At 73.3% G+C, this 21391-nt stretch carries 16 protein-coding genes and 1 tRNA gene; 7 read left to right on the top strand and 10 right to left on the bottom strand.

The window, feature by feature from the left end; all coding sequences use genetic code 11:
* The first annotated feature begins 37 nt into the window (after window positions 1–37).
* Complete coding sequence (locus J7I94_RS36260; protein WP_251076257.1) at window positions 38–721, top strand: FadR/GntR family transcriptional regulator; 684 nt, start codon at window positions 38–40, stop codon at window positions 719–721.
* A 73-nt stretch (window positions 722–794) separates the two neighbouring features.
* Here the strand turns inward: J7I94_RS36260 and J7I94_RS36255 are convergent, their stop codons facing one another.
* Window positions 795–1646 (bottom strand): NAD(P)H-binding protein, encoded by an 852-nt coding sequence (locus tag J7I94_RS36255; RefSeq protein WP_215174363.1) that lies wholly within the window; start codon window positions 1644–1646, stop codon window positions 795–797.
* Complete coding sequence (locus J7I94_RS36250; RefSeq protein WP_251076256.1) at window positions 1643–2059, bottom strand: nuclear transport factor 2 family protein; 417 nt, start codon at window positions 2057–2059, stop codon at window positions 1643–1645. Before J7I94_RS36250 ends, J7I94_RS36255 begins: the two co-directional genes overlap by 4 nt.
* Window positions 2060–2178: 119 nt before the next feature.
* Here J7I94_RS36250 and J7I94_RS36245 point away from each other — a divergent pair, with 119 nt between their 5' ends.
* Complete coding sequence (locus J7I94_RS36245; RefSeq protein WP_215174359.1) at window positions 2179–2790, top strand: TetR/AcrR family transcriptional regulator; 612 nt, start codon at window positions 2179–2181, stop codon at window positions 2788–2790.
* 65 nt (window positions 2791–2855) lie between these two features.
* On the opposite strand, the gene J7I94_RS36240 is transcribed toward J7I94_RS36245, so the two are convergent.
* Together J7I94_RS36240 and J7I94_RS36235 are read right to left on the bottom strand one after the other, a co-directional pair.
* A complete protein-coding gene (locus tag J7I94_RS36240; RefSeq protein WP_215174357.1) occupies window positions 2856–3626 on the bottom strand; it encodes a PepSY domain-containing protein in 771 nt (256 codons plus the stop codon).
* A gap of 90 nt (window positions 3627–3716) precedes the next feature.
* Complete coding sequence (locus tag J7I94_RS36235; protein ID WP_215174355.1) at window positions 3717–4073, bottom strand: transglycosylase family protein; 357 nt, start codon at window positions 4071–4073, stop codon at window positions 3717–3719.
* 127 nt (window positions 4074–4200) lie between these two features.
* On the opposite strand from J7I94_RS36235, the gene J7I94_RS36230 reads away from it, so the two are divergent.
* Window positions 4201–4737 (top strand): isochorismatase family cysteine hydrolase, encoded by a 537-nt coding sequence (locus tag J7I94_RS36230; RefSeq protein WP_215174353.1) that lies wholly within the window; start codon window positions 4201–4203, stop codon window positions 4735–4737.
* Window positions 4738–4835: 98 nt separating this feature from the next.
* Window positions 4836–5600 (top strand): sulfite exporter TauE/SafE family protein, encoded by a 765-nt coding sequence (locus J7I94_RS36225; RefSeq protein WP_215174352.1) that lies wholly within the window; start codon window positions 4836–4838, stop codon window positions 5598–5600.
* Window positions 5601–5619: 19 nt separating this feature from the next.
* On the opposite strand, the gene J7I94_RS36220 is transcribed toward J7I94_RS36225, so the two are convergent.
* Window positions 5620–6252 (bottom strand): alkyl sulfatase C-terminal domain-containing protein, encoded by a 633-nt coding sequence (locus tag J7I94_RS36220; protein WP_251076255.1) that lies wholly within the window; start codon window positions 6250–6252, stop codon window positions 5620–5622.
* A 148-nt stretch (window positions 6253–6400) separates the two neighbouring features.
* Between J7I94_RS36220 and J7I94_RS36215 the strand changes: the two genes are divergently transcribed.
* Window positions 6401–7606: a cytochrome P450 gene (locus J7I94_RS36215; RefSeq protein ID WP_215174350.1), complete on the top strand. Its 1206-nt coding sequence runs from the start codon at window positions 6401–6403 to the stop codon at window positions 7604–7606.
* Between the two features lie 10 nt (window positions 7607–7616).
* On the opposite strand, the gene J7I94_RS36210 is transcribed toward J7I94_RS36215, so the two are convergent.
* Window positions 7617–7687, bottom strand: a tRNA-Gly gene (locus tag J7I94_RS36210).
* A 106-nt stretch (window positions 7688–7793) separates the two neighbouring features.
* On the opposite strand from J7I94_RS36210, the gene J7I94_RS36205 reads away from it, so the two are divergent.
* The gene (locus J7I94_RS36205; protein ID WP_215174348.1) at window positions 7794–9197 is read left to right on the top strand and encodes an FAD-binding oxidoreductase; all 1404 of its coding nucleotides are present in this window, start codon (window positions 7794–7796) and stop codon (window positions 9195–9197) included.
* Window positions 9198–9320: 123 nt separating this feature from the next.
* Here the strand turns inward: J7I94_RS36205 and J7I94_RS36200 are convergent, their stop codons facing one another.
* The 4 genes from J7I94_RS36200 to pgm all read right to left on the bottom strand — a co-directional run bounded on the left by J7I94_RS36200 (window position 9321) and on the right by pgm (window position 20477).
* Entirely contained in the window at window positions 9321–12548 is a 3228-nt protein-coding gene (locus J7I94_RS36200; RefSeq protein WP_215174346.1) for a family 78 glycoside hydrolase catalytic domain, read from the bottom strand.
* A 27-nt stretch (window positions 12549–12575) separates the two neighbouring features.
* Complete coding sequence (locus J7I94_RS36195) at window positions 12576–15950, bottom strand: glycosylhydrolase-like jelly roll fold domain-containing protein (protein WP_215174344.1); 3375 nt, start codon at window positions 15948–15950, stop codon at window positions 12576–12578.
* Between the two features lie 77 nt (window positions 15951–16027).
* Window positions 16028–18640, bottom strand: a complete 2613-nt coding sequence (locus tag J7I94_RS36190) for a beta-L-arabinofuranosidase domain-containing protein (protein ID WP_215174343.1) — start codon at window positions 18638–18640, stop codon at window positions 16028–16030.
* A gap of 196 nt (window positions 18641–18836) precedes the next feature.
* On the bottom strand, window positions 18837–20477 hold the full coding sequence (gene pgm / locus J7I94_RS36185; RefSeq protein WP_215174341.1) for a phosphoglucomutase (alpha-D-glucose-1,6-bisphosphate-dependent): 1641 nt from the start codon (window positions 20475–20477) through the stop codon (window positions 18837–18839).
* A 152-nt stretch (window positions 20478–20629) separates the two neighbouring features.
* Here pgm and J7I94_RS36180 point away from each other — a divergent pair, with 152 nt between their 5' ends.
* Entirely contained in the window at window positions 20630–21142 is a 513-nt protein-coding gene (locus J7I94_RS36180; RefSeq protein WP_215174380.1) for a molybdenum cofactor biosysynthesis protein, read from the top strand.
* Window positions 21143–21391: the final 249 nt, after the last annotated feature.

Below are 21391 nucleotides of genomic sequence, written 5' to 3'. Positions count from 1 at the left end.
CCCAGCAGCGATGTCAAGCGTGGAGAGGGGGCGGCGGATGCCGTCGGTCGCCGCCAGCGCCGAGGAGAAGATCAAGGAGCTGATCGTGGAGCGGGGCCTCGGCCCGGGCGATCCGCTGCCCACCGAGCCCGAGCTGATGGAACGGTTCGGGATCAGCCGCAACTCCCTGCGCGAGGCGCTGAAGTCCCTCCAGGCGATGCACATCGTCGAGATCCGGCGCGGCTTCGGCACCTATGTCGGGCCCATGTCACTGGACCCGCTGATCGAGGCGCTGGCGTTCCGCACGGTGGTGGGGCACCGGCGCGGCCGGGGCAGCCTCCTCGAACTGCTGCAGCTGCGCGAGGCCCTGGAGGCCGGGCTCATGTACCGGCTCGCGGGCCGGGTGCCCGAGGCGGATCTGGCCGAGCTGGACGCGCTGGTGGCGACGATGCACACGGAGGTGCGCGACGCCGGGGAGATCGCGGCCCGCACCGACCGCGCCTTCCACCGCGTCCTGCACCGCTGCCTCGGCAACGAGCTGCTCAGCGAGCTCCTCGACGCGTTCTGGAGCGCCTTCCACCAGGTGCGTGCCCAGGGCCTGGGCACCGCCGCCGACGGGGTGGAACTGGCCCGGATGCACGCCCGGATCGTCGACGCCGTCCGGGCGGGCGACGCGGAGGCCGCGGAGCGGGCCGTGCACCGCCACTTCGACGACATCCGCCGCCGCCTGTCGCCCCACTGAGCGGCGTCCCGCCCGCGCGTCACCCACGCACGCGCACCACTGCGCGTCACCCCCGCACGCCCGCCCCCGCGCGTCACCCCGCCGCCAGGGCCAGCTCCCGTTCCACGACCGTCCGCAGGTCGCGCGGAGCCCGGCCGGTGACGCGGCGGACGGTGTCCGTGACGCGGTCCTCGGCACCCTCGGCGATCGCCCGGTCCATGCCGGCCAGCAGCGCCGCGAACTCCGGTGTGGTGAGCGGTGCGAGGCGCTCCCGCTGCTCCTCGTAGGTCAGCCGACGGTGGGTCACGGGGCGCCCGGTGACCTCGGTGAGGACGGCGGCGACCTCGTCGTGGCTGAGCGCCCGCGGGCCGGTGAGCACCAGGTCGGAGCCGGGGACGCGCTCGTCGGTCAGGGCGTGGACGGCCACGGCGGCGATGTCGTCGGCGTCGACGAAACCGACGCGGCCCGATCCGGTGGCGGTCAGGATGGTGCCGTCGGCCCGGATGCTGGCGGCGTGGGCGTGGTCTCCGGTGAAGTTCTGCATGAACCAGGAGGGCCGCAGCACCGCCCACTGTTCGATCAGCCCGGGCAGCGCCCGGTGCACCTCCCCCACCGCGGGACCGCCCGCCTCGACGGCCGAGGAACTGAGGAGCACCGCGCGGCACACACCGGCGGCGCGGGCCCGTTCCAGGAACGGCAGCATGACCGCGGCCGGGTCCGGGTCGCCCACGGGCGGCACGAGGTAGACCCGGTCGGTGCCCGTGACCGCCGCGTCGTGGGTGGCGGCGTCGTACCAGTCGAAGCGGACCGGGTCCGCGCCCGGCACCGGGGCGGCGCGGCGGCTCGCGGCTCGCACCCGGTGCCCGCCGGCGACGAGCCGTGCGACGACGCGGCCTCCGGTGGTGCCGGTGGCTCCGATGACGAGCGTGGTTCCGGTGGCGTTCATCGGGCGGCCCCGGCGAAGTCCATGCCCGGCTGCTCCTGGACGGCGAGCGGGTTCCAGTAGTCGCGGTACATGACGATCCGCCCGTCGCGGACCGTCACGACGGCGATGTACGTCATCTCGAACGGGGCACCGGTCCGCACCAGGCGGCCCACCCCGCGCATCTCGACCACGATCGTGTCCGGTTCGGCGGTCCGGTGGACGCGCACGTCGGGGAAGTCGTGCAGGTCGATGTGGTCGGGGTAGTGGCGCATGTAGCCGGCGACGGCCGCCTTGCCCTCCAGCCGCCGGGGCCAGCCCTCGGGCGCGAACGGGAACTCCATGACGCCGTCCTCGGCCCACAGGCCGGTCCAGCCGGCGATGTCCTTGTCCAGCAGCAGCCGCAGGCTGTGCCGGTAGAGGTCGGCGGGTGACATGGGTGCTGACGTGGATGCTGACATGGGTGTGCTCTGCTCCGTCCCCTAGGATAAGAATGCGGACCCGAGGTCCGCTTTGAATATACGGACCGACGGTCCGCTTTTCAAGGAGGAGCCGCGTGGCAGAGCGCAAACCCCGCAAGGACGCGGAACGCAACCGTGCCGCCGTCCTGGCCGCCGCCGACGAGCTGTTCGCCCGCTGTACCCGCCCGGAGGACGTCACCATGGCCGACGTCGCGGCGGCGGCCGGGGTCGGCAAGGGCACTCTCTTCCGCGCCTACGGCGACCGGACGGGGCTGATCCGCGCCCTGTACGCGGCACGGCTCGAACCCGTCGCGCGGGCCGTCGAGGAGGGCCCGCCGCCGCTGGGCCCCGCCACCGACCCGCGGCTGCGCGTCCCCGCCCTGCTGGACGCGCTGCTGTGCTTCAAGCTCGACCACCGCCATCTCGCCCTGGCCCTGGAGGGCGACGGCAGTGACAGCCCCTACCGGGCGGAGCACTACGGGTACTGGCACAGCCTGCTGAAGACCGTGCTGGACCGGGTGCCCGGCTTCGACGACGACGGTTTCGCCGCCCACGCGCTGCTCGCCGCCGTCCGCGCGGACCTCGTGGAACACCTGGCGGACGGGGGGGCTCCCCGCGAGGAACTGCGCGCGCAACTGGCGCGGTACGTCGCACGCGTCCTCGGCTCCCCCGCCCCGACGGGCGGTCAGGGCGGGGCGGCGCGGTGAACCGACAGGCCCGTCCGCCCCGCTGATCGCGGGGCGGACGGGCCGTCGGACCGGCGGACCGGTGTTCAGTCGCGGTCGACGTGCTCGCGCAGGATCTCCCCGTTGCTCGCGTCGACCTCGTAGGTCGTCTTGTTCCAGTTGTCGGTGGTGACGACGTCCACGGACCAGATCAGCTTCTGGTCGTCGTTCTCGTCGAGCTTGACGGCGGTGACGGTGCCGTCGGTCTTGTCGGTGGCCGCCTTCGCGGCCTGCTCCGCGGTCTGGTCGGCCTGGCTCAGCCGGTCGGCGATCTCGCTCTTGTCGTCCGCGCTCTGGTCGGCGTCGGCCTCGGAGTGGAACACCTTGCCGGTGACGGCGTCGATGTCGACCTCGCGAACGGTGCCGTCGGACGCGGCCACCTTGGCGACCCAGACCGGCGCGCCCTTCGAAGGGGCGGGGGCGGGGCTGGCCGTCGCACCGGGCGAGGCGGAGGTGGCCGACGGGCTCTCGCCCGAGGCGCTGTCCAGTTCGATCTCGGTGAGCTTGCCGCCGGAGACCTCCTTGACGGCGGTGTCGGCCGCCTGGTCCCAGGCCACCTCGACCTGAGGCACCAGCGCCTTGCGTTCGGCCTGGTCCTCGGTGAGGGACGAGGTGGCGGTGCCGGTCGGGGAAACCGACGGCGAGGTCGTGACACCGGGGCTGCCGGTGCCGGCGGACGGGCTGGTCGGGGCCGCGGCGGCCACGTCGGCACGCGTCGTTTCCGCGCCGGCGCAGGCGGTCAGCAACAGGGCGGACGTTCCCAGGGCACAGAACGCGGCCGCCGTACGGGGGGAGAGAAGACGTCGCACAGAACTCATGTGATTTTCGGTATCACCGGCGGCATCCCGTCACGCCGAAGGACACCGGAAACCACCTCAATGGCGGACGACACCCCGCCCCCGGGACTCCTATCCGGCCCAGGAGCAGGCCCAGGCGGACTTCCCCTGGATGTCGGCCAGCCGCTCGGCCACGGCGATCTGCTCGGACCGGCTGGCGAGGTCGGCGCGGGGCGCGTACTTGAGCCCGCCGGCCGCCGCCCAGCTGGACTGCTTGAACTGGAGCCCGCCGTAGTGGCCGTTGCCGGTGTTGGCCTTCCAGTCGCCGCTGGACTCGCACGCCGCGATGGCGTCCCAGTCGGTGCCGCGGGAGCCGAGGGATCCGGTCACGGCCGTCGCGGCGGCCGTCGGGGCGGCCAGCGCGGCGGCCGTCGTCAGCGTGACCAGAACGCACCGGACACCGCGCAGGGCGACGGGACCGTGTGTCATCTCATCGTTTCGTGACAACATCATGGACGGACTGTTACACGATGTGACCGCCGAGTGCGGGACGACGCTCTGCGGGCGTACGCCGGCCGGGTCGCTGGAACGCCGACTCGGGGGAACCCTGATGCGTATGAGCAAGACAGCGCTGGTCGTCATCGACATGATCAACACCTATGACCACAAGGACGCCGAGCAGCTGATCCCCTCGGCCGCGTCGGTGGTGCCCGTCGTGACCGGTCTGCTCCGGCGGGCCCGGGCCGCGGACGCACCCGTGATCTACGTCAATGACAATTTCGGCGAGTGGCGGTCGCACCACGGCGAACTCCTCGACAAGGCCCTCGCCGGACCGCACGCCGACCTCGTGGAACCACTGCGCCCCGACGAGGCGTCCCTCTTCGTGGTCAAGGCCCGGCACTCGATCTTCTTCGAGACCCCGCTGACCTACCTGGTGCAGCAACTCGGCATCGGGGAGCTGGTCCTGTGCGGCCAGGTCACCGAGCAGTGCGTCCTCTACTCCGCCCTCGACGCGCACATCCGCCACCTGGACGTCGTCGTCCCCCGCGACGCCGTCGCCCACATCCACCAGGACCTCGCGGACGCCGCCCTGCGCATGATGGAGCGCAACATGGGGGCGCGCGTGTGCGACAGCCGGGAGCTGTGGGCCTAGGGGACTACGGATTCCTGGACAGTTCGGCCGGCGCCGAAACACCGGCCGGATAATGTACCCGCCATGTACATGGTCCCGGACGACACCGCAGCCGCCGTATGACGCCGGTCGAGATGGCCGCCGTACTCGTCTCCGGGGTGCTGGCGGGCGCCCTGAACGCCGTCGTCGGCTCCGGCACGCTCGTCACCTTCCCCGCCCTGCTCGCCGTCGGGCTGCCGCCGGTCACCGCCACCGTCTCCAACGCACTGGGGCTGGTCCCCGGTTCGGTCGGCGCCTGCGTCGGCTACCGCCGCGAGCTGACCGGGCAGCGCGGACGCGTCGTACCGCTGCTGGCCGCCGCCCTGCCGGGCGGTCTGGTCGGCGCCACGCTGCTGCTGGCCCTGCCGTCGTCGGCGTTCGACGCGATCGTGCCGGTCCTGGTGGGGCTGGCGCTGCTGCTGGTCGCGTTGCAGCCGCTGACCGGGAAGTGGGTGCGGGGGCGCGCCCGGGACGGTGGTGCCGCCCGCCGCGACGGCGGGCCCGCGCTGTACGGCGGTCTGGCGCTGACCAGCGTCTACGGCGGCTACTTCTCCGCCGCGCAGGGCACCCTCTACCTGTCGCTGATGGGCCTGTGCCTCGATGAGCGGCTGCAGCGTCTCAACGCCTTCAAGAACGTGCTGGTGGCCGGCGTCAATACCGTCGCCGCGCTGTTCTTCCTCTTCGTCGCCGAGTTCGACTGGACGGCGGTCGGGCTGGTCGCGCTGGGCTCCGCGTTCGGCGGGCGGTTCGGCGCGGGGGTGGGGCACCGGCTGCGTCCCGGCGTCCTGCGTGCCGTGATCCTGATCTGGGGCTCCGTCGCCCTGGCCCATCTGCTGCTGCGCTGACCTGCCGGACCGGGCGCGGTCACGGGGTCACGATCGCGAACCGCGGATCGGGCCGCTCCGGGAGCCCGCCGAACCTGACCAGCGCGCCCACGTCGCCCGTCACGGCGATCCGCCCCGCCCCGATCGCGTCGGCGAAGGTGGTCCGGCGGCCGACCACCTCGTCCAGCACGGGACGCCCCAGGCGCAGGGTGACGTCCGGGGCCTCGCCGCGGGGCGCGTCGCCGGGCAGGGAAGTGAGCGCGCCGTTGGACAGCAGCAGCGTCCAGATCCCCGCCTCCGTGGCGGACGGCCGGGTGATCTCCCAGCGCAGCAGCCGGCCGGCCTCGGCGGCGCGGGGGCCGTGCAGCCGTACGGCCATCGACTGGAAGACCTGCTCGGCGGTCAGCGCGGCGACGAGGTCGGGGGCACCCCGGCCGGCCCCGCCCCGGACGCCGTCGCGCAGTTCGGCGGTGCCGGTCAGGCAGAAGTTGCGCCAGGGGCCTCTCGCCGAGCAGGGCGGCGGCCGGGACCCGGCAGTCCTCCAGGACGATGTCTCTCTCGATGTGCTCGCCCGACCTGGGCGAGGCGCCGTCGGTGACGCGGCAGCCGGGGCTGCCCAGGTCGACGAAGAAGGCGGAGCAGGTGTCCTCCGTGTCCGCCATGTGTCCGCCATGCGGGCGACCACGATGGCGAAGTCCTCGCTATCGGTACGGCCACGTAGTTCCGGTAGTGGCCGGGGGCAACGGTCGTGACAGGGTCTGGTGGTCCCGCCCGGCCGTGCCGGATGCTGGGGGCAGGCGACGAGGCACGAGGAGGTGCCGGTGGGCGACGGTGAGGAGACCGCGGGACGGTCCGCGCGGAAGGTCGACCGGGGACGGGAGCGGCCGGGGTGTCCGGTCAGCCGGGCGGCCGACGGCACGTGGCAGGTGCACGACTACGAGGTGGCGCGGACGCTGCTGCGCGGTCCGGGCACCGTGCAGGCCGGTCTCGGCATCGAGACGGTGGAGAAGCTGCCGCCGCGCGTGCGCCGGCCCGTGCTCTACCGGGACGGTCCCGAGCACCGCGAGCACCGCCGGCAGACCGCGCGGTTCTTCACCCCGCGCCGGGTGGACGAGCACTACCGGGACCTGATGGTGCGGATCGCCGAGGAGCAGGTGGCCAAGGTCCGCGCGGCGGGTGAGGCCCCGCTGGGCGACCTCGCGTTCGAGCTGGCCATCGGGGTGGTCGGCGAGGTGATCGGGCTGCGGTACGGACGGCCCGGGATGCGCCGGAGGCTGGAGCGGTTCTTCCCCGCGGAGTTCGGGCAGCCCGGCCTGACCAGCCCGCACGGCCTCTACTGGCTGGTGCGGCAGAACGTCAACTGGCTGCGCGTCCACCTCGCCGACGTCCGCCCCGCCATCCGCGCCCACCGACGCCGCCGGCACGACGACCTGATCTCCCATCTGATCGACGAGGGCTGCTCGGACGCGGAGATCCTCGGCGAGTGCCTGACCTTCGCGGCGGCCGGGATGGTCACCACCCGGGAGTTCATCTGCCTGGCCGCCTGGCACCTGTTCACCGACGACGCCCTGATGGACCGCTACCGCGCGGCGGACGAGGCCGGGCGCCTGACCGTCCTGGAGGAACTGCTGCGGCTGGAACCGGTGGTGGCACGGCTGCGCCGCCGCGCCACCCGCGCCCTCGACCTGCGCACACCGCACGGACCGGCCGCCACCGTACAGGCCGGGGAGTACGTGGAACTGTTCCTGGACGACACCAACACCGACCCGTGCGCGGTGGGCACCGATCCGCTGCTCGTGCGGCCGGACCGGGCAGGGGACTTCGGCCCGGGGCGGGCGGGGCTGTCCTTCGGCGACGGACCGCACCGCTGTCCGGGCGCGCACATCGCGGTGCTGGAGACGGACGTCTTCCTCAGCCGTCTGACCGCTGTCGACGGCATCCGGATGGCCACGCCGCCGCGGGTCGCCTTCCGGGACGCGATCGGCGGGTACGAGATCCGCGGGCTGACGGTCGCGGTGGACCGATGACCGTCGTCGGAGCGTCGGGCAGGGCTCGCACCTGCATCTCCCCGCGGGGAGCGGGGCGTCCTGGCCTTGGACCACCAACGCGCGCAGCGGACACCCGGTGGCGCGGCGTCCTGTCCGGAACCGGCACTGACCCGGCTCAGGAGGCCCCGCACTTCCGCGGCCACCGGCGCTTCTCTAGCGTGAACCCATGCACAACGAAACGATCCCCGAGGACCCGGCCGCCGGCCGACTGCTGCGCGAACTGCCCGCCGGACGGGTCCTGACCGACCCGGACGCCACCGCCCGGTACGCGCACGACGAGGCCGAATGGGCACCGCACGGCAAGCCACTGGCCGTGGTCCGCCCGCACACTGCCGAGGAGGTCCAGCGGGCGGTCCGGATCTGCCGGGACCACGGCGTGCCGGTGGTGACCCGCGGCGCGGGCACCGGCCTGTCGGGCGGCGCCAACGCGGTGGACGGGTGTGTGGTGCTGACCACCGAGGCGATGACCGCCATCAAGGAACTCGACCCGGTCGAGCGGCTCGCCGTGGTCGAGCCCGGCGTCGTCAACGAGACCCTGCGCGCGGCCTGCGCCGAGCAGGGCCTGTGGTACCCGCCGGACCCGGCCAGCGCGCCCTGGTCGACCATCGGCGGCAACGTCGCCACCAACGCGGGCGGCCTGTGCTGTGTGAAGTACGGAGTGACCCGTGACTACGTGCTCGGTCTCCAGTTCGTCACGGCCGGCGGCGACCTGGTCCGGGTCGGCCGCCGCACCGCCAAGGGCGTCGCCGGGTACGACCTGACGAGCCTGATGGTGGGGTCCGAGGGCACCCTCGGGGTGATCACCGAGGTGACCGTGCGGCTGCGTCCGCGACGGGAGCCCGAGCACACCGTCGCCGGTTACTTCTCCTCGATCGTGGACGCCGGGCGGGCCGTCGCCGCCGTGGCCGCCGCGGGACTGACCCCGTCCGCCCTGGAGCTGGTCGACCGGCACTGCCTGGCGGCGGTCGACGCCTGGAAGCACATGGGGCTGTCCACGGAGGCCGAGGTGGTGCTGCTGGGCCGTACCGACGCCCCGGGCCCGGCCGGTGAGCGGGAGGCCGAGGAGATGCGGCGCTGCTTCGAGGAGGGCGGGGCGACCTACGCGGTCCGTTCCACCGACCAGACCGAGGCGGACGCCCTGTTCGACGCCCGGCGGCTGGCCTATCCGGCGCTGGAGCGGCTCGGGCCGGTGCTCACCGAGGACATCTGCGTGCCCAAGGCCGCGGTGCCCGAGATGCTGGGCCGCGTCCACGCCATCGGCGAGCGGCACGACACGCTGATCGCCAACATCGCCCACGCCGGCGACGGCAATCTGCACCCCCTGCTGATCACCCCGCCCGGTGACGAGGCGGCCCGGGCGCGTGCCCAGGCCGCCTTCCACGAGATCATCGCGCAGGCCCTGGAACTGGGCGGCACGGTCACCGGCGAACACGGTGTGGGGCTGCTCAAGCGGGAGGGACTGAGCGCCGAACTGGGCCCGGAGGTGCTGGCCCTGAACCGGGCCGTCAAGGACGCGTTCGACCCGCACCACCTGTTCAACCCCGGCAAGGTCGTCGCCTACGCCACCTGAGGGGTGCGGCGCGCAGGTGGCGGCGCGGCCGTCCCTTGCCGCGCCGCCACACCCCTGCACCTTCCCGCGGGATGCGGGTGCCCACCGCGCGCCCGGGCACACCCCTCTTCCCTAACGGCTCCGTCAGATGGCGGAGCGGAAGGTCCAGTGCCCGGAGCCGACCTCGTACACCGCCTCCGCGCCCCCGGCCCGCAGCGGCCGCGCACCCTTCGGGGTGACGGGCCGGGTGCCGTCCGTCGGGACGTGGACCTCGGCCGTGCTGCCCGCCGGGACGTCGACGCTCAGCCGGAAGTGCCCGTCCTGCCGCTCCCAGGAGGTGCGGGCGGTGCCGTACGGCGTCCGGTAGGAGCCGGACGCCGAGGTCAGGTCGCCCTCCACGGCCGGGTCGATCAGCAGCTCGGAGTAGCCGACGGAGTCCGCGGTCTGGTCGAGGCCGGCGACCCGGGTGGTGAACCAGGAGTCGATCGCGCCGAGCATGAAGTGGTTCTGCGACTGGCCGGGGCCGCCGTCCCAGGACTCGCCGAGCGTGGTGTTGCCGGCCAGCACCTGGTAGCCGTAGCTGGGGCTGGTGGTCTGGGTGGCGATCTTGTGCACGATGTCGTCGCGCCCGGCACCCGACAGCACGCGGAACGCGCTGGGCAGGGAGATCTCCCCCAGCAGCAGGTGGTGTCCGGCGTCCTCTATCGCCCCGGTGAAGTGGCCCAGCAGCCGCTCCCGCTCCCCCGCCGGATAGGCGCCCATGTCCAGCGCCAGCGCCTCGGCGCCCTGGCCCCCGCCGCCGAAGGTGCCGGTGGCGGTGTCGTAGTACTTGGCGGCGAGCGCCTCGGCACTGGCGTCGGCCTTCGCCCGGTACGCGGTGGCCGCGTCCTCGTCGCCGAGCACCGACGAGATCTTGCTCAGGGCGTCGGTGACCCGCCAGTAGCCGTAGGTGCCGGCCACCGCGCGCGGGAAGGTCCGGTCGGGCGTGAACCAGTCTCCGAGACCGTAGTCGAGGATGCCGTCGGCCACCTGGGTCTCCAGGAAGGCCGCGTACTCCTTCATCCGCGGGTAGTACGTCTCCAGCGTCTCCCTGTCGCCGTAGGTGGTGTACAGCTGCCAGGGGGCGAGGACGAAGGCGCCGCCCCAGTTGGAGTCGTTGCGGTAGGCGCCGGGGAGGCTGGTGTACTCCGGGACGGTGCTCGGGACCAGGCCCTCCGCGGTCTGCGCGTCGGCCATGTCACGGACGATCTTGCGCAGGTAGGAGCGCATGTCGTAGTTGCCGGCGAGGGCCGGGAAGACGAGCTGGTTCTGTTCCAGCCAGCCCAGTTTCTCGCGGCTGGGGCAGTCGGTGAGGACGCTCATCATGTTGCCCTGGATCGCCCCGCGGATCAGCGAGTGGATGCCGTCGATGAGCGGGTCCGAGCTGTCGAAGGTCCCGGCGGAGGCGTTGTCGGTGCGCAGCACCTTGCCGCGTACGGTGATCTCCGCGTCCTCGGGGACGCCCTTCAGCTCCAGGTAGCGGAAGCCGTGGTAGCTGAAGCTGGGGTGCCAGGTCTCGTCCCGGCCGCCGCCGGTGGTGTAGCTGTCCCACAGGGGGGCGCCGACGTTGCTGATGGACTGGAAGGCGTGGCCGTTCTTGAGTGACTCCGCCGGGTACGCGCGGACGGTGGTGCCCTCGGGGGCGGTCACGGTGATCTCGGGCCAGCCGGCGATGTTGCGGCCGAGGTCGAAGACGCGGCTGCCGTCGGCGCCCTCGACCTCCTTGCCGGTGAGGGTCTCCACGACGCGGATCGGTTCGGTCTCGCGGGCGCTGAGTTCGGCGGGCTGGGCGGCGGAGCCGGGGGCGCCGGCGGAGACGGCGTGCTCCCACGTCCGGCGGTCGCCGCCGGGCTCGTCCCAGTGCGGGATCTCCCGGCGGGCGTCGTAGTCCTCGCCGCCGTACCAGTGGGAGGAGGTGGTGGGGCCGAGCGCGGTGCGCCAGTCGTCGCCGCTGGTGACGGTGCGGGTGGAGCCGTCGGCGAGGGTGACCTCCAGGCGGGCGATCAGCTTGGGGTCGCTGAGGTTGCCGTACAGCTTGCGGTAGCGGTCGGCGGTGCTGACCACGTTGGACATGCCGTTGCCGAGGGCGACGCCGAGGGTGTTGGCGCCCTTCCTCAGCCGGTCGGTCACGTCGTAGGTGGCGTACTGGACGCGTTTGCCGTAGGTGGTGTTGGCGGGTTCGAGAACGGCGTCGCCGACCGGCTCGCCGTTGACGGTGGCGTCGTAGATGCCGAGGCCCGCGATGTAGAGGCGGGCGCTGCGGACCTTCTTGGGGAGGGCGAAGTCGTCGGTGAGGAGGGGGAGTCCGGAGGGCAGGTACGGCTCGGGCGGCTTCTGGCCGGTGACGCGGGCGAGTTCGGTGAAGGCGCCGGTCGCGTCGTCGCCGCCCGACACCGTGTAGTCGACGGGGAAGTGCGGGACGCGGCCGTCGTCGGTGAGGACGTCGGCACGGGGGTAGAGCGCCACCTCGTCGAAGGTCTTCGCGGACTTCAGGTCGAGGGTGAGGGTGACGGGCGCGGCGGAGACGTCGGGGCCGGTGTGGGCGGCGCTGGAGTAGCCGGCGGCGGTCTGCAGGGCGCTGTTGGGCAGTCCGTCGACGGCGAGGGCCGGTTCCCAGGTCTTGCGGATCGTGTTGGTCTCGGAGGCGGTGACGGTGGCGCCCTTGGCGAGGCCGGTGGCGGAGGTGATGGTGTCCCGGACGTCGATCTCGCCGAGTTGCAGGCGCCAGGTCTTGTCGGGGAAGTTCTCGGCGAGGGGCAGGCCGAGCTCGGTGACGTCCAGACGGACGTAACGGGCCGTGGTGCGGGGCACCTTGACGACGACCGGGGTGACGCCGCGCTCGCTGAGCCGCCAGTCGGGGTGGGTGATCCAGTCGGCGTTCCAGTCCGACTGCCGTGTGAGGCCGGTCTCGAAGACGGCGGTGTCGCTCCAGCCGGAGGGGGCGTTGCCGCGCTGCGACCAGAGCTTGACCCGCCAGTAGACACGGGTGCGGGAGCCCAGCTCCTTGCCGGCGTACGTCGTCCCGGGCACCGCCGAGCGTACCTTGCCGGAGTCCCACAGGTCGGGCCGGCCGCTGCGCAGGCGCTGCGGGGAGGTGGCGGCCTGGACGCGGTAGGCGGACTGGAGGACGCCCGGGACGCGGGCGGTGGTCTCCCAGCTGAGGTCGGGGGTGGTGTCGTCGATGCCGAGGGCCTGCTGGAGGTACTGGGCGCGCGGGTGGACGGGGCTGATGGCGGCACCGGTCGCGGCGCCTGCGGCGGTCGCGCCGGCCAGCACGGTGACGAGGGCGGTCGCGGCGGCGGTCACGGCGAGCGCGGGGCGGGGTCCGGGCATGGGGTTCCTCTCGGCGTGCGGCACGGATCAGACGCGGGTGAGGTGGACGGTGGTCCGGCGGTGGAAGCGGAGGGTCACCGGGCCGAGCAGGCCGGACGGCAGGGGTTTGTTGCGCTCGTTGGAGAGGGTGTTGGCGACCCTGACCTCCAGCCGGTTGGCGCCGGGGACGAGCAGCCCGGTGACGTCGGTGACGAACGGCGCCCACAGCAGGGGCGGGAGCGCGGTGCCGTTGACGGTGACGGCGGCGATGTCGCGCACGTCTCCGAGGTCGAGCAGGACACGGCGGCCGTCGAGGCGGACGCGGTCGACGTCGACGGTGGTGGCGTAGGTGCCGCTGCCGGAGAAGAGGGGGTCGGTGCCGGTCCAGCTGCCGAGCGGGCCGGTGACCGGGCCGGCGCCGTCCTGTTCCAGGGTGCGGGTCCAGTCGCCGGTGACGGGGAGCGGTTCGAGCGGGTCGGTGACGCGGACGGTGCCCTGGTAGGTGTGGCCGCCGTCGGTGCCGGTGAGCCGGTGGGTGCCGGGGGCGGCGGCCTCGACGGTGGCCCGCAGGGTGCGCCCCGACCGCTCCACGGCGACGACGGGCAGCGGGGCGGTGGTCAGGTGCGGTTCCGGGCGCCGGGCGTGGCGGACGACGACGATCCGCGTCTGGTACGGCTCGAAGGTCAGCGGCAGGTGCAGGCCGCGCTTGGAGGTGCGGTACACCGGGGCCGGGGCGGTGTCGCCGGTCGCCGGGTCCCACAGCTCGGGGGCGCCGGTGGCGGGGAGGGTGGCGGTGGTCCCGATGTCGGCGCCGCTCTCGTTGTTCAGCAGGAACGCGGTGTCCTCGCCCCGGGTGACGCGCAGGACCCGTATCGCGTCGCGCGGCGGGTCGAGTACGGCGGCGGCCGCTCCGGCGTGCCGGGCGGCGGCGCCCAGTGCGGAGACGTCGGTGACGCGCACCGTCCGTCCGGCGCCCAGCGTGCGGCTGCCGGGTACGGCGTCCCCGAACAGGTCGGACAGGGCGCGGGCCAGCGAGCGGTCGTTGCCGTCGGCGTCGTCGGCGGGCAGCGTGCCGACGGCGACGACGGTGCCGCCCGCGCGGACGAAGGAGCCGAGTGCGCGGACACCGGCCGCGTCCAGGGTGGGCGTCAGGGGGAGGACGACGAGGTCGTAGCGCGCCTCGCCGACGGTGAGCCGGCCGCCGCGCACCCTGGCGTGGGCGAGCAGGTCCGGGTCGCCGGTGAGGGCGCCCTCGTGCAGCAGGTCGAAGTCGACCTGGGCGCGCTCCAGGGCGTAGGCGGCGTCGGTGATCGCGCCGTCGGCCTCGCCCTGCCGGCCGGTGCCGGTGAACTGTTCGGCGGCGCGCTGCGGCTGCAGCAGGGCGGTGCGCGCGGCGGAGGTGCCGCGGCCGGCCTCCATGACCCGGCCGATCCACTCGGCGAGGGGCTTCATGCCCCACCACCAGGGGGCGCGGGGCCCGAACGGCGGCGGGAAGTAGACGACCTTCTCGTCGGTCCACAGGGCGTGCAGCACGGTCAGGTTGACGCCGCGCGCGGCCTGCGCGCCGACGGTGGCGTGCACGAAGCCCGGGGTGACCTGCCAGCCCATGTTGCCGAACATCTCCATCAACGCCCGCTCGCGGCCCATCTGGTGGGCGACGGAGACGGGGTTGCGGGGCAGCATGGTCTGCTCCCCGGCGACGTACTCGGCGGTGATGATGTCACCGCCGGGGACGTGCGCCCACTGGTTGACCTTGTGCAGGTCACCGGTGGTGGGGATGCGTTTGGCCGGGGACGTCTCGTCGTAGAGCGGGTTGGTGATGAGGGCGACGCCGCGCTTCTCGTACCAGCGGGCCTGCTTCTCGAAGTACTGGGCGAAGCGGTTGGAGACGGCCTGCCAGTAGCGGCCCCGGGCGATGCGGCCGGGGCGGCCGAGGTCGTCGAAGGCGGCGGCGTAGGCCACACCGGGGGCGACGCCCACGTCGCGCAGCGCCCTGTCCAGGGTGGGCGACCAGGGCAGCCGCTTGAAGTGGGCCTCGGCGGACGCGAAGAACGGCTCGTCGTCCCAGAAACCGGGGATGACGGTGCCGAACCAGCGCTCGAAGCGGCGGTGGTACTCACCGGGGACGATGTCGAGGAACAGTTCCACCGGCTCGTCGTCCAGGAGGTCGACGTAGGAGCGGCTGTAGCCCTGGCTGTCGTCGATGAGGGGCGTGCCGCCGAACAGGTCGATCTGCCAGCGGCCGGCGGGGACCTGCCAGGTGCCGCCGGCCCGCTCGGTGAGGTCGGTGACGTCGGTGCCGCCGGCGGGCCGGGCCGCGGCGGCGACGGCCGGCACGGGGAGGGCCTCGCGGTCGGGGAAGTCCCCGGCCGCGGCGGGCTCGTCGAAGGCGGAGGTGTACAGCGCCGTGCCGTCCGGGGCGGTGACGGTGAGGCTGTCCCACAGGCCGCGTTCGTCGCCCACCGCCCGCACACCCGCCCCGCCGGTGGCGTACCGGTCGTCGGTGACGGTGCCCTTGTCCTTGCCGTCGAGGGTGACTGCTATCCGGCCGCCGGTGACCGTGACGGCCACCGTGTGGAACTTGGTCTTGTTGAAGCCGTCGGTGCGGGTGCTGCGCAGCAGTTCGACCGGGTCGGCGTCGCGGCTGAGACGGAGCACGGTGGTGACGCCGGTCTGGTCGAAGGTGACCGCGTAGCCGTCCTGGCCGTCGGCGGTGGCGCGGACGACCAGGCCGGCGGCGGTGTGGTCGGCCTTGGCGTTGCCGGTGACGGTGTAGTCGGTCCAGCCGGCGCTGCCGCGCAGGGCGGTGGCGCCGCCGAGGACCGCCGCGTCGGCGACGAGGGCGCCCGCCTGGACGCCGAGGCCGGTGGAGCGGCGCAGGTCGACGCGGGCCGGGCCCTCGACGACGGTGGTGGACCGCCACAGTGCCTTCAGGCGGAGGTCGGGGCGGGGTGCGTAGGTCCGTGACCCGACCGTGCCGCCCTTGACGATGTACTCGCCGGCCCGGCCGCTGGGGAAGTGGTCGTCGTTGAACAGCCACACCCGCATGCCGGTCCGCTCGGCGGTCTTCAGTACGTGCCCGACGATGTCGAACCAGCCCTCCGTGAAGAAGGCCGGTCGCATAGCGTCGTTGTCGAAGGAGAAGAGGATGACCTCGTACATGCCCTTGGCGCGCAGGTCGGCCAGCTGCCGGTCGGCGAGTTCCGGGGTGACGGGGCCGTTCCAGTACCAGTAGACGGTGGGGCGGCTGTCTTTCGGCGGGTCCGCGAAGTGGCGGGCGGAGAAGGCCGCGGGGGCGGCGGCCGGGGCGGGAGCGGCGAGGGCGGGCGGGGCGGTGGTGAGTACGGTGCCGGTGGCGAGGGCGGTGCCGGTGGCGCCGGCCGCCGCGACGAAGTGGCGTCTGGACAGGGGAAGTCCGGGCATGGGTGTCCCTCGGAAGTCAGAAGTCGGAAGTCAGAAGTCGGAAATCAGGAGTCGGAAGTGCCGGGTGGGCGCGGTGTTCAGCCGGCGGCCAGGCGGGCCACGTCGGCGGCGGACAGGGCGCGGTTGTGGAGGCGGAAGTCGCGCACGGCACCGTGCAGGTACGGATGCGTGGTGTTCTGGGAGCGGCCGAGATAGTTGCGGGCCGTCGCGCCGAGCAGCAGCGGTCCGGAGACCATGGCGGGGTTGCGGCCGGCCTCGGCACCGTCGAGGTACAGCACGCCGGTGCCGCCGCCGAGCGTCAGCGCCACGTGCGTCCAGCGGCCCACCGGCAGCGGTCCGGTGGCGTCGATGAAGTCCTCCCCCTCCATGCCGGCGATACGCAGCGCGGCGCGGGCCCGCCCGGCGCCCGTGGTGGCCGCGAGGAAGAGGTACGTCTCCTTGTGGTAGCCGAGGTCGAAGACGCGGGCCGAGGCGGCGAGGCGGTCGACGCGGACGCGCACGCTGACGGTCAGCTCGTTCAGGCCGCTCAGCAGACCGGCGGGGAGGGCGACATGGCCGTCCGTGCCGTCCAGCTCGACGGCGGTCGCCTGGGCGTCCCGGGTCCAGCCGGCACCGCCTGCCAGGACCGCGTCCCCGAACGCGCCGGTGGCGTCGGCGGCCGTGGTGCCGGTGCCCTCGTCCAGCGGGTAGCGGACGACGTCCCGTGCGCGGCCCTGGCGCGGGGTCACCGCCCAGTAGACGTTGTAGCGCTGGTGGTGCACCTCGTGGAACGGCCGCAGCGTCACCGTGCGGCCGTCGGCGACGGCGGTGAACTCGGTGGGCCGGTCCCCGGCGGAGCGCAGGGTGTGCGGGCGGATCGTGGGCAGGGTGGCCAGGGCCTCGTCGCCGTACTCCCCCGCCAGGACCAGCGGACCGTAGGACAACGATGTCACCTGCGGATTGTCGGGGGCCGGGGTCCAGACGGGCTCGCGCGGCAGGATCAGGTCGACGGTGTCCCCGGTGCGCCAGTGGCGGTCCAGTGAGGCGTACGTGCCCGGGCGCGGCCGTGGCGTGACCTGACGGCCGTTGACCTTCAGCACGGGGGTGCCGCCGGTGTCGGCGACCCACCCGGGTATCCGCAGGCGCAGCGCGAAGCGGGCCCCTCCGGCGGTGACGGTCAGCCGGGTACGCCCGGCCGTCGGGTATGCGGTCTCCTGCCGTACCGTCACGCCCGTCTCCGCCCAGCGCACCTCGGACGGGACGAACAGGTTCACGTACAGCGCCCGCGGATGCCCGGCGCGGGAGCGGAAGTAGACGGAGTCGGCGAACTTGGTGTGGGTCTCCAGGCCCGTGCCGTGGTCGCAGGAGAAGTTGTCGTAGTCGCCGCTGTAACTTGCCGGGGCGGCGCCGAGTCCGCCCTTGGGCTCACGCCGCGAACCGGCCCACAGTCCGGTGTAGTAGGTGACGAAGCCGTGCGCGGAGTCGGGGTCCTGTTCGCCGAGCATCTGGTTGTACAGCGTCCACTCGTAGTGGTCCATGTACTCCGCGCGCTCCGGGCGGTGCAGGAACAGCTCCCGGCCGAGCTTCAGCATGTTGTAGCTGTTGCAGTTCTCGCAGGTGACCTCGGAGAGCCGGGAGACGATCTCGCCGGGCGGGCCGAAGAGTTCCTTGTCCGAGTTGCCGCCGATGGCGTACGAGTGGTGGCGGACGACGGTGGTCCAGAAGGTGTCGGCGATGGTGAGGTAGCGCTGCTCCCCCGTGGCCTCGTAGCCCGGCACCGTACCGACGATCTTGGCGATCTCGGTGTTGGCGTGCCGGCCGGCCAGTTCGTCGCGCCCCGCCGCCAGCGGCGCGTACAGCTCCTCGTGGTCGAACCGCCGGGCGGTGCGCAGGTGGGCGGGGTCACCGGTCTCCAGGTACAGCCGGGTGAGCACGTCGTTCATGCCGCCGAACTCGACCTTCAGCACGGTCTGCATCCGCTCGCGCGAGAGCGGCGCGGTGCGCGCGTCCGCCCAGGCGGCCATCTCCAGCAGCACCGCCAACGCCTGCTTGTTCCGGCTCAGCCGGTACTGGTCGAGCAGTCCGGCCATGATCTTGTGCAGGGTGTAGTACGGCGCCCAGGGTTTGCCGCCGGCTTCCAGCTGGTCGAAGACCGACTCCGGGAAGGCGGAGAGGTAGCCCCGGCGGAAACCGGCCGCCGGCCCGGCCTGCTGACAGGCCGCCAGCGCGGACACCAGGGCGCGGCCCTTGTCGCCGTAGGCGGGGTCGCCGGTGCCCGCGTGGGCCTGGGCGAGGGCGCTGAGGAGGTGGCCGGTGGTGTGGCCGCGCAGTTGGACGTCGGGGGCCTCCCATCCGCCGCAGGGCTCCGCCGAGGACGGCAGGCCGACGTTGCGGCGGAAAGTGTGCAGCAGCCGGTCGAGGTCGACGAAGAGCAGGTACGCGCAGGTGCGGCGCATGTTGGCGAGGAACGGACTGTCGAGGAGGCGGACCTCGGACAGGGCGAAGGGGGCGAGGGCCGGGCCCTCTTTCGCGGGTTCGGCCGGGGTGTCGGGGGTCTGGGCCGCGGTGTCGGACACCCGGGCGAGGGAGGGGGCGGGGGCCGCGGCGGCGGAGGTGGTCGGCAGAGCGGTGACCGCCGCGGCGGCGGAGGCGGCGGACGCGGCGATGACGCCGCGGCGGGACGGTCTGGGGAACGCGCGGTGTGCGGACAACGTGCCGTGCTCCTTCGAACGGACAGCGCAACGTTTGAAACGTTTAAGTTTGTCGCCGGAGACGCTAAGTTGAGGCACAGGAGAGGTCAATACTTCTCACAGAAGAAGATCGACGAGGCCGATTGAAACGTTCAATGAACGGGATTGAAAAAGCGCCGCCGACCGTCACGGGGTCGGCGGCGCTGCCGGCGCGGCGTCAGCCGCCCAGGGCGGCGAGGACCACGTCCTTGGCCTCGTCCTGGACCTGCTTCAGGTGGTCCGGGCCGCGGAAGGACTCGGCGTAGACCTTGTAGACGTCCTCGGTGCCGGACGGACGGGCCGCGAACCAGGCGTTCTCGGTGGTCACCTTGATACCGCCGATGGACGCGCCGTTGCCGGGCGCCTCGGTGAGCACGGACGTCACCGGCTCCCCGGCCAGGGTGTCCGCCGTGACCTGAGCCGGGGACAGCTTGGCCAGCCGGGCCTTCTCCTCACGGCTCGCCGGGGCGTCGATCCGGGCGTAGGCGGGCTCGCCGAACCGCTCGGTGAGCGCCGCGTAGTGCTCGGACGGCGTCTTTCCGGTGACCGCGGTGATCTCGGAGGCGAGCAGCGCCAGGATGATCCCGTCCTTGTCGGTGGTCCACACCGAACCGTCGTGCCGCAGGAACGACGCCCCCGCCGACTCCTCGCCGCCGAAGCCGAGCGAGCCGTCGACCAGTCCGTCCACGAACCACTTGAAGCCGACCGGGACCTCGACCAGGCGCCGGCCGAGGTCGGCGGCGACCCGGTCGATCATGCCGGAGGAGACCAGCGTCTTGCCGACGCCCGCGGCGGCGGGCCACTCGGCGCGGTGGGCGTAGAGGTAGGAGATGGCGGTGGCGAGGTAGTGGTTGGGGTTCATCAGGCCGGCGTCCGGGGTGACGATGCCGTGCCGGTCGGCGTCGGCGTCGTTGCCGGTGGCGATGTCGAACCGGTCGCGCCCCGCGATCAGCGAGGCCATCGCGTGCGGCGACGAACAGTCCATCCGGATCTTCCCGTCCCAGTCCAGCGTCATGAACCGCCAGGTCGGGTCCATCAGCGGATTGACCACGGTCAGGTCCAGGCGGTGCTGTTCGGCGATCCGGCCCCAGTAGGCGACCGACGCCCCGCCCAGCGGGTCGGCGCCGATACGCACGCCGGCGGACCGGATCGCGTCCAGGTCGAGGACGGCCGGCAGGTCGGCGACGTAGGTGCCCAGGAAGTCGTAGCGGCCGGTGCCGGGCGCGGCGAGCGCCTTGGCGTACGGCAGGCGGCGTACGTCCTTCAGGCCGGCCGCGATGATCTCGTTGGCGCGGTCCTGGATCCAGGAGGTCGCCTCCGAGCCGGCGGGGCCGCCGCTGGGCGGGTTGTACTTGAAGCCGCCGTCGGCGGGCGGGTTGTGCGACGGGGTCACCACCACGCCGTCGGCGAGGCGGGAGGTGCGGCCCCGGTTGTGGGTGAGGATCGCGTGCGAGACCGCCGGGGTGGGGGTGTAACCGTCCGCCTCGTCGATCAGCACGGTGACGTCGTTGGCCGCGAACACCTCCAGGGCGGTCACCCGGGCCGGCTCGGACAGGGCGTGGGTGTCGGCGCCGAGGAAGAGCGGGCCGGTGGTGCCCTGTTCCGCGCGGTATTCGCAGATGGCCTGGCTGGTCGCGGCGATGTGGTCCTCGTTGAACGCCGCGTTGAGGGACGATCCTCGGTGTCCGGACGTACCGAACGCCACGCGCTGTCCCGGCTCGGCCGGGTCGGGGTGCAGGGCGTAGTACGCCGTCACCAGCCGGGCTACGTCGATCAGGTCCTCGGGTCCGGCCGGCTGACCGGCTCGGGCATGCTGCATGCGCCCACTCCTCCGCATCGAATCGGGCGATCGAATCGGACATTCGCTCGCGGACCCATCTTCCCCCCTTCCCCCCGAGCGGCCGGGACCTGCCCTTGGGACCGCGTCCGGGCTCCGGACCCGGGCGGCCTCAGGGTGAGCCTGTGATCGAGGTGATCGAGGTGGAGGTACGGCAGCTGCTGGTGTCACCCGCGCACCGGCTGGCCGGGCGCCCCGCGGACGGGCCGTCGCCCGGCCCGTCCGACGAGCGCGTGGAGCGGGTGGAGGTGCGGCGCGGTCTGGGGCTGGTCGGGGACCGCTACTACGGGCGTCCCGCCCACCGCGACGCCTCGGTGACGATCATGTCCGTGGAACGCCTGCCCAGGGAGATCGCCCCGTCCGTCGACCTGCGCCACACCCGCCGCAACGTCCTGCTCGAAGGCGTCGACATCGACTCCCTCGTCGGCGCCACCGTCACCGTGGACTGCGGTACGGGGCCCGTACCGTTCGCCGTCAACCGTCCGGCCCGGCCCTGCGCCTGGATGGACGTCACCATCGGCCCCGGCGCCCAGCGCGCGCTGCGCGGCGGGGGCGGGGTGCGGTGCACGCCGCTCGGCGACGGGGTGCTCACGGTCGGCCCGGCGAGGTTGTGGGTGACCGGGGGGGGGACGGCCACGGAGGTGTAGTGGGTGAGCGGAGGGCCGGGCACCGGACGGGGCGGTGCCGCCGTGCCCGCCGCGCGCCTCCGTGCCTCCGGCGGGCGGTGTGACGGGTGCGCGGGCGCCGCTTCGTGCGCAGCCGTGCGTAGTCGCGCCTAGGGCCTGTCATTTGGATCAGGACGCAGGACACCGGCGGGACTTGTCCATGCCGGTGAGCGGGGTCTGGTGCGTGCAGCTGCAAGGCGGAGGAGGGAGTCGACGCGATGGGGGTCCCCC

Source organism: Streptomyces sp. ISL-12 (genome assembly GCF_018614415.1).
Classification (GTDB): domain Bacteria; phylum Actinomycetota; class Actinomycetes; order Streptomycetales; family Streptomycetaceae; genus Streptomyces.
This window is presented reverse-complemented; position numbering and strand designations above follow the sequence as displayed.

Bases quoted from the DNA above. Each gene is read 5' to 3' on its own strand.
- J7I94_RS36195 (WP_215174344.1), bottom strand. From the start codon at position 15,950: ATGCCCGGACTTCCCCTGTCCAGACGCCACTTCGTCGCGGCGGCCGGC.
- J7I94_RS36225 (WP_215174352.1), top strand. From the start codon at position 4,836: ATGACGCCGGTCGAGATGGCCGCCGTACTCGTCTCCGGGGTGCTGGCG.
- J7I94_RS36230 (WP_215174353.1), top strand. From the start codon at position 4,201: ATGAGCAAGACAGCGCTGGTCGTCATCGACATGATCAACACCTATGAC.
- J7I94_RS36220 (WP_251076255.1), bottom strand. From the start codon at position 6,252: ATGGCGGACACATGGCGGACACGGAGGACACCTGCTCCGCCTTCTTCG.
- pgm (WP_215174341.1), bottom strand. From the start codon at position 20,477: ATGCAGCATGCCCGAGCCGGTCAGCCGGCCGGACCCGAGGACCTGATC.
- J7I94_RS36260 (WP_251076257.1), top strand. From the start codon at position 38: ATGCCGTCGGTCGCCGCCAGCGCCGAGGAGAAGATCAAGGAGCTGATC.
- J7I94_RS36255 (WP_215174363.1), bottom strand. From the start codon at position 1,646: ATGAACGCCACCGGAACCACGCTCGTCATCGGAGCCACCGGCACCACC.
- J7I94_RS36200 (WP_215174346.1), bottom strand. From the start codon at position 12,548: ATGCCCGGACCCCGCCCCGCGCTCGCCGTGACCGCCGCCGCGACCGCC.
- J7I94_RS36240 (WP_215174357.1), bottom strand. From the start codon at position 3,626: ATGAGTTCTGTGCGACGTCTTCTCTCCCCCCGTACGGCGGCCGCGTTC.
- J7I94_RS36235 (WP_215174355.1), bottom strand. From the start codon at position 4,073: ATGACACACGGTCCCGTCGCCCTGCGCGGTGTCCGGTGCGTTCTGGTC.
- J7I94_RS36250 (WP_251076256.1), bottom strand. From the start codon at position 2,059: ATGTCACCCGCCGACCTCTACCGGCACAGCCTGCGGCTGCTGCTGGAC.
- J7I94_RS36205 (WP_215174348.1), top strand. From the start codon at position 7,794: ATGCACAACGAAACGATCCCCGAGGACCCGGCCGCCGGCCGACTGCTG.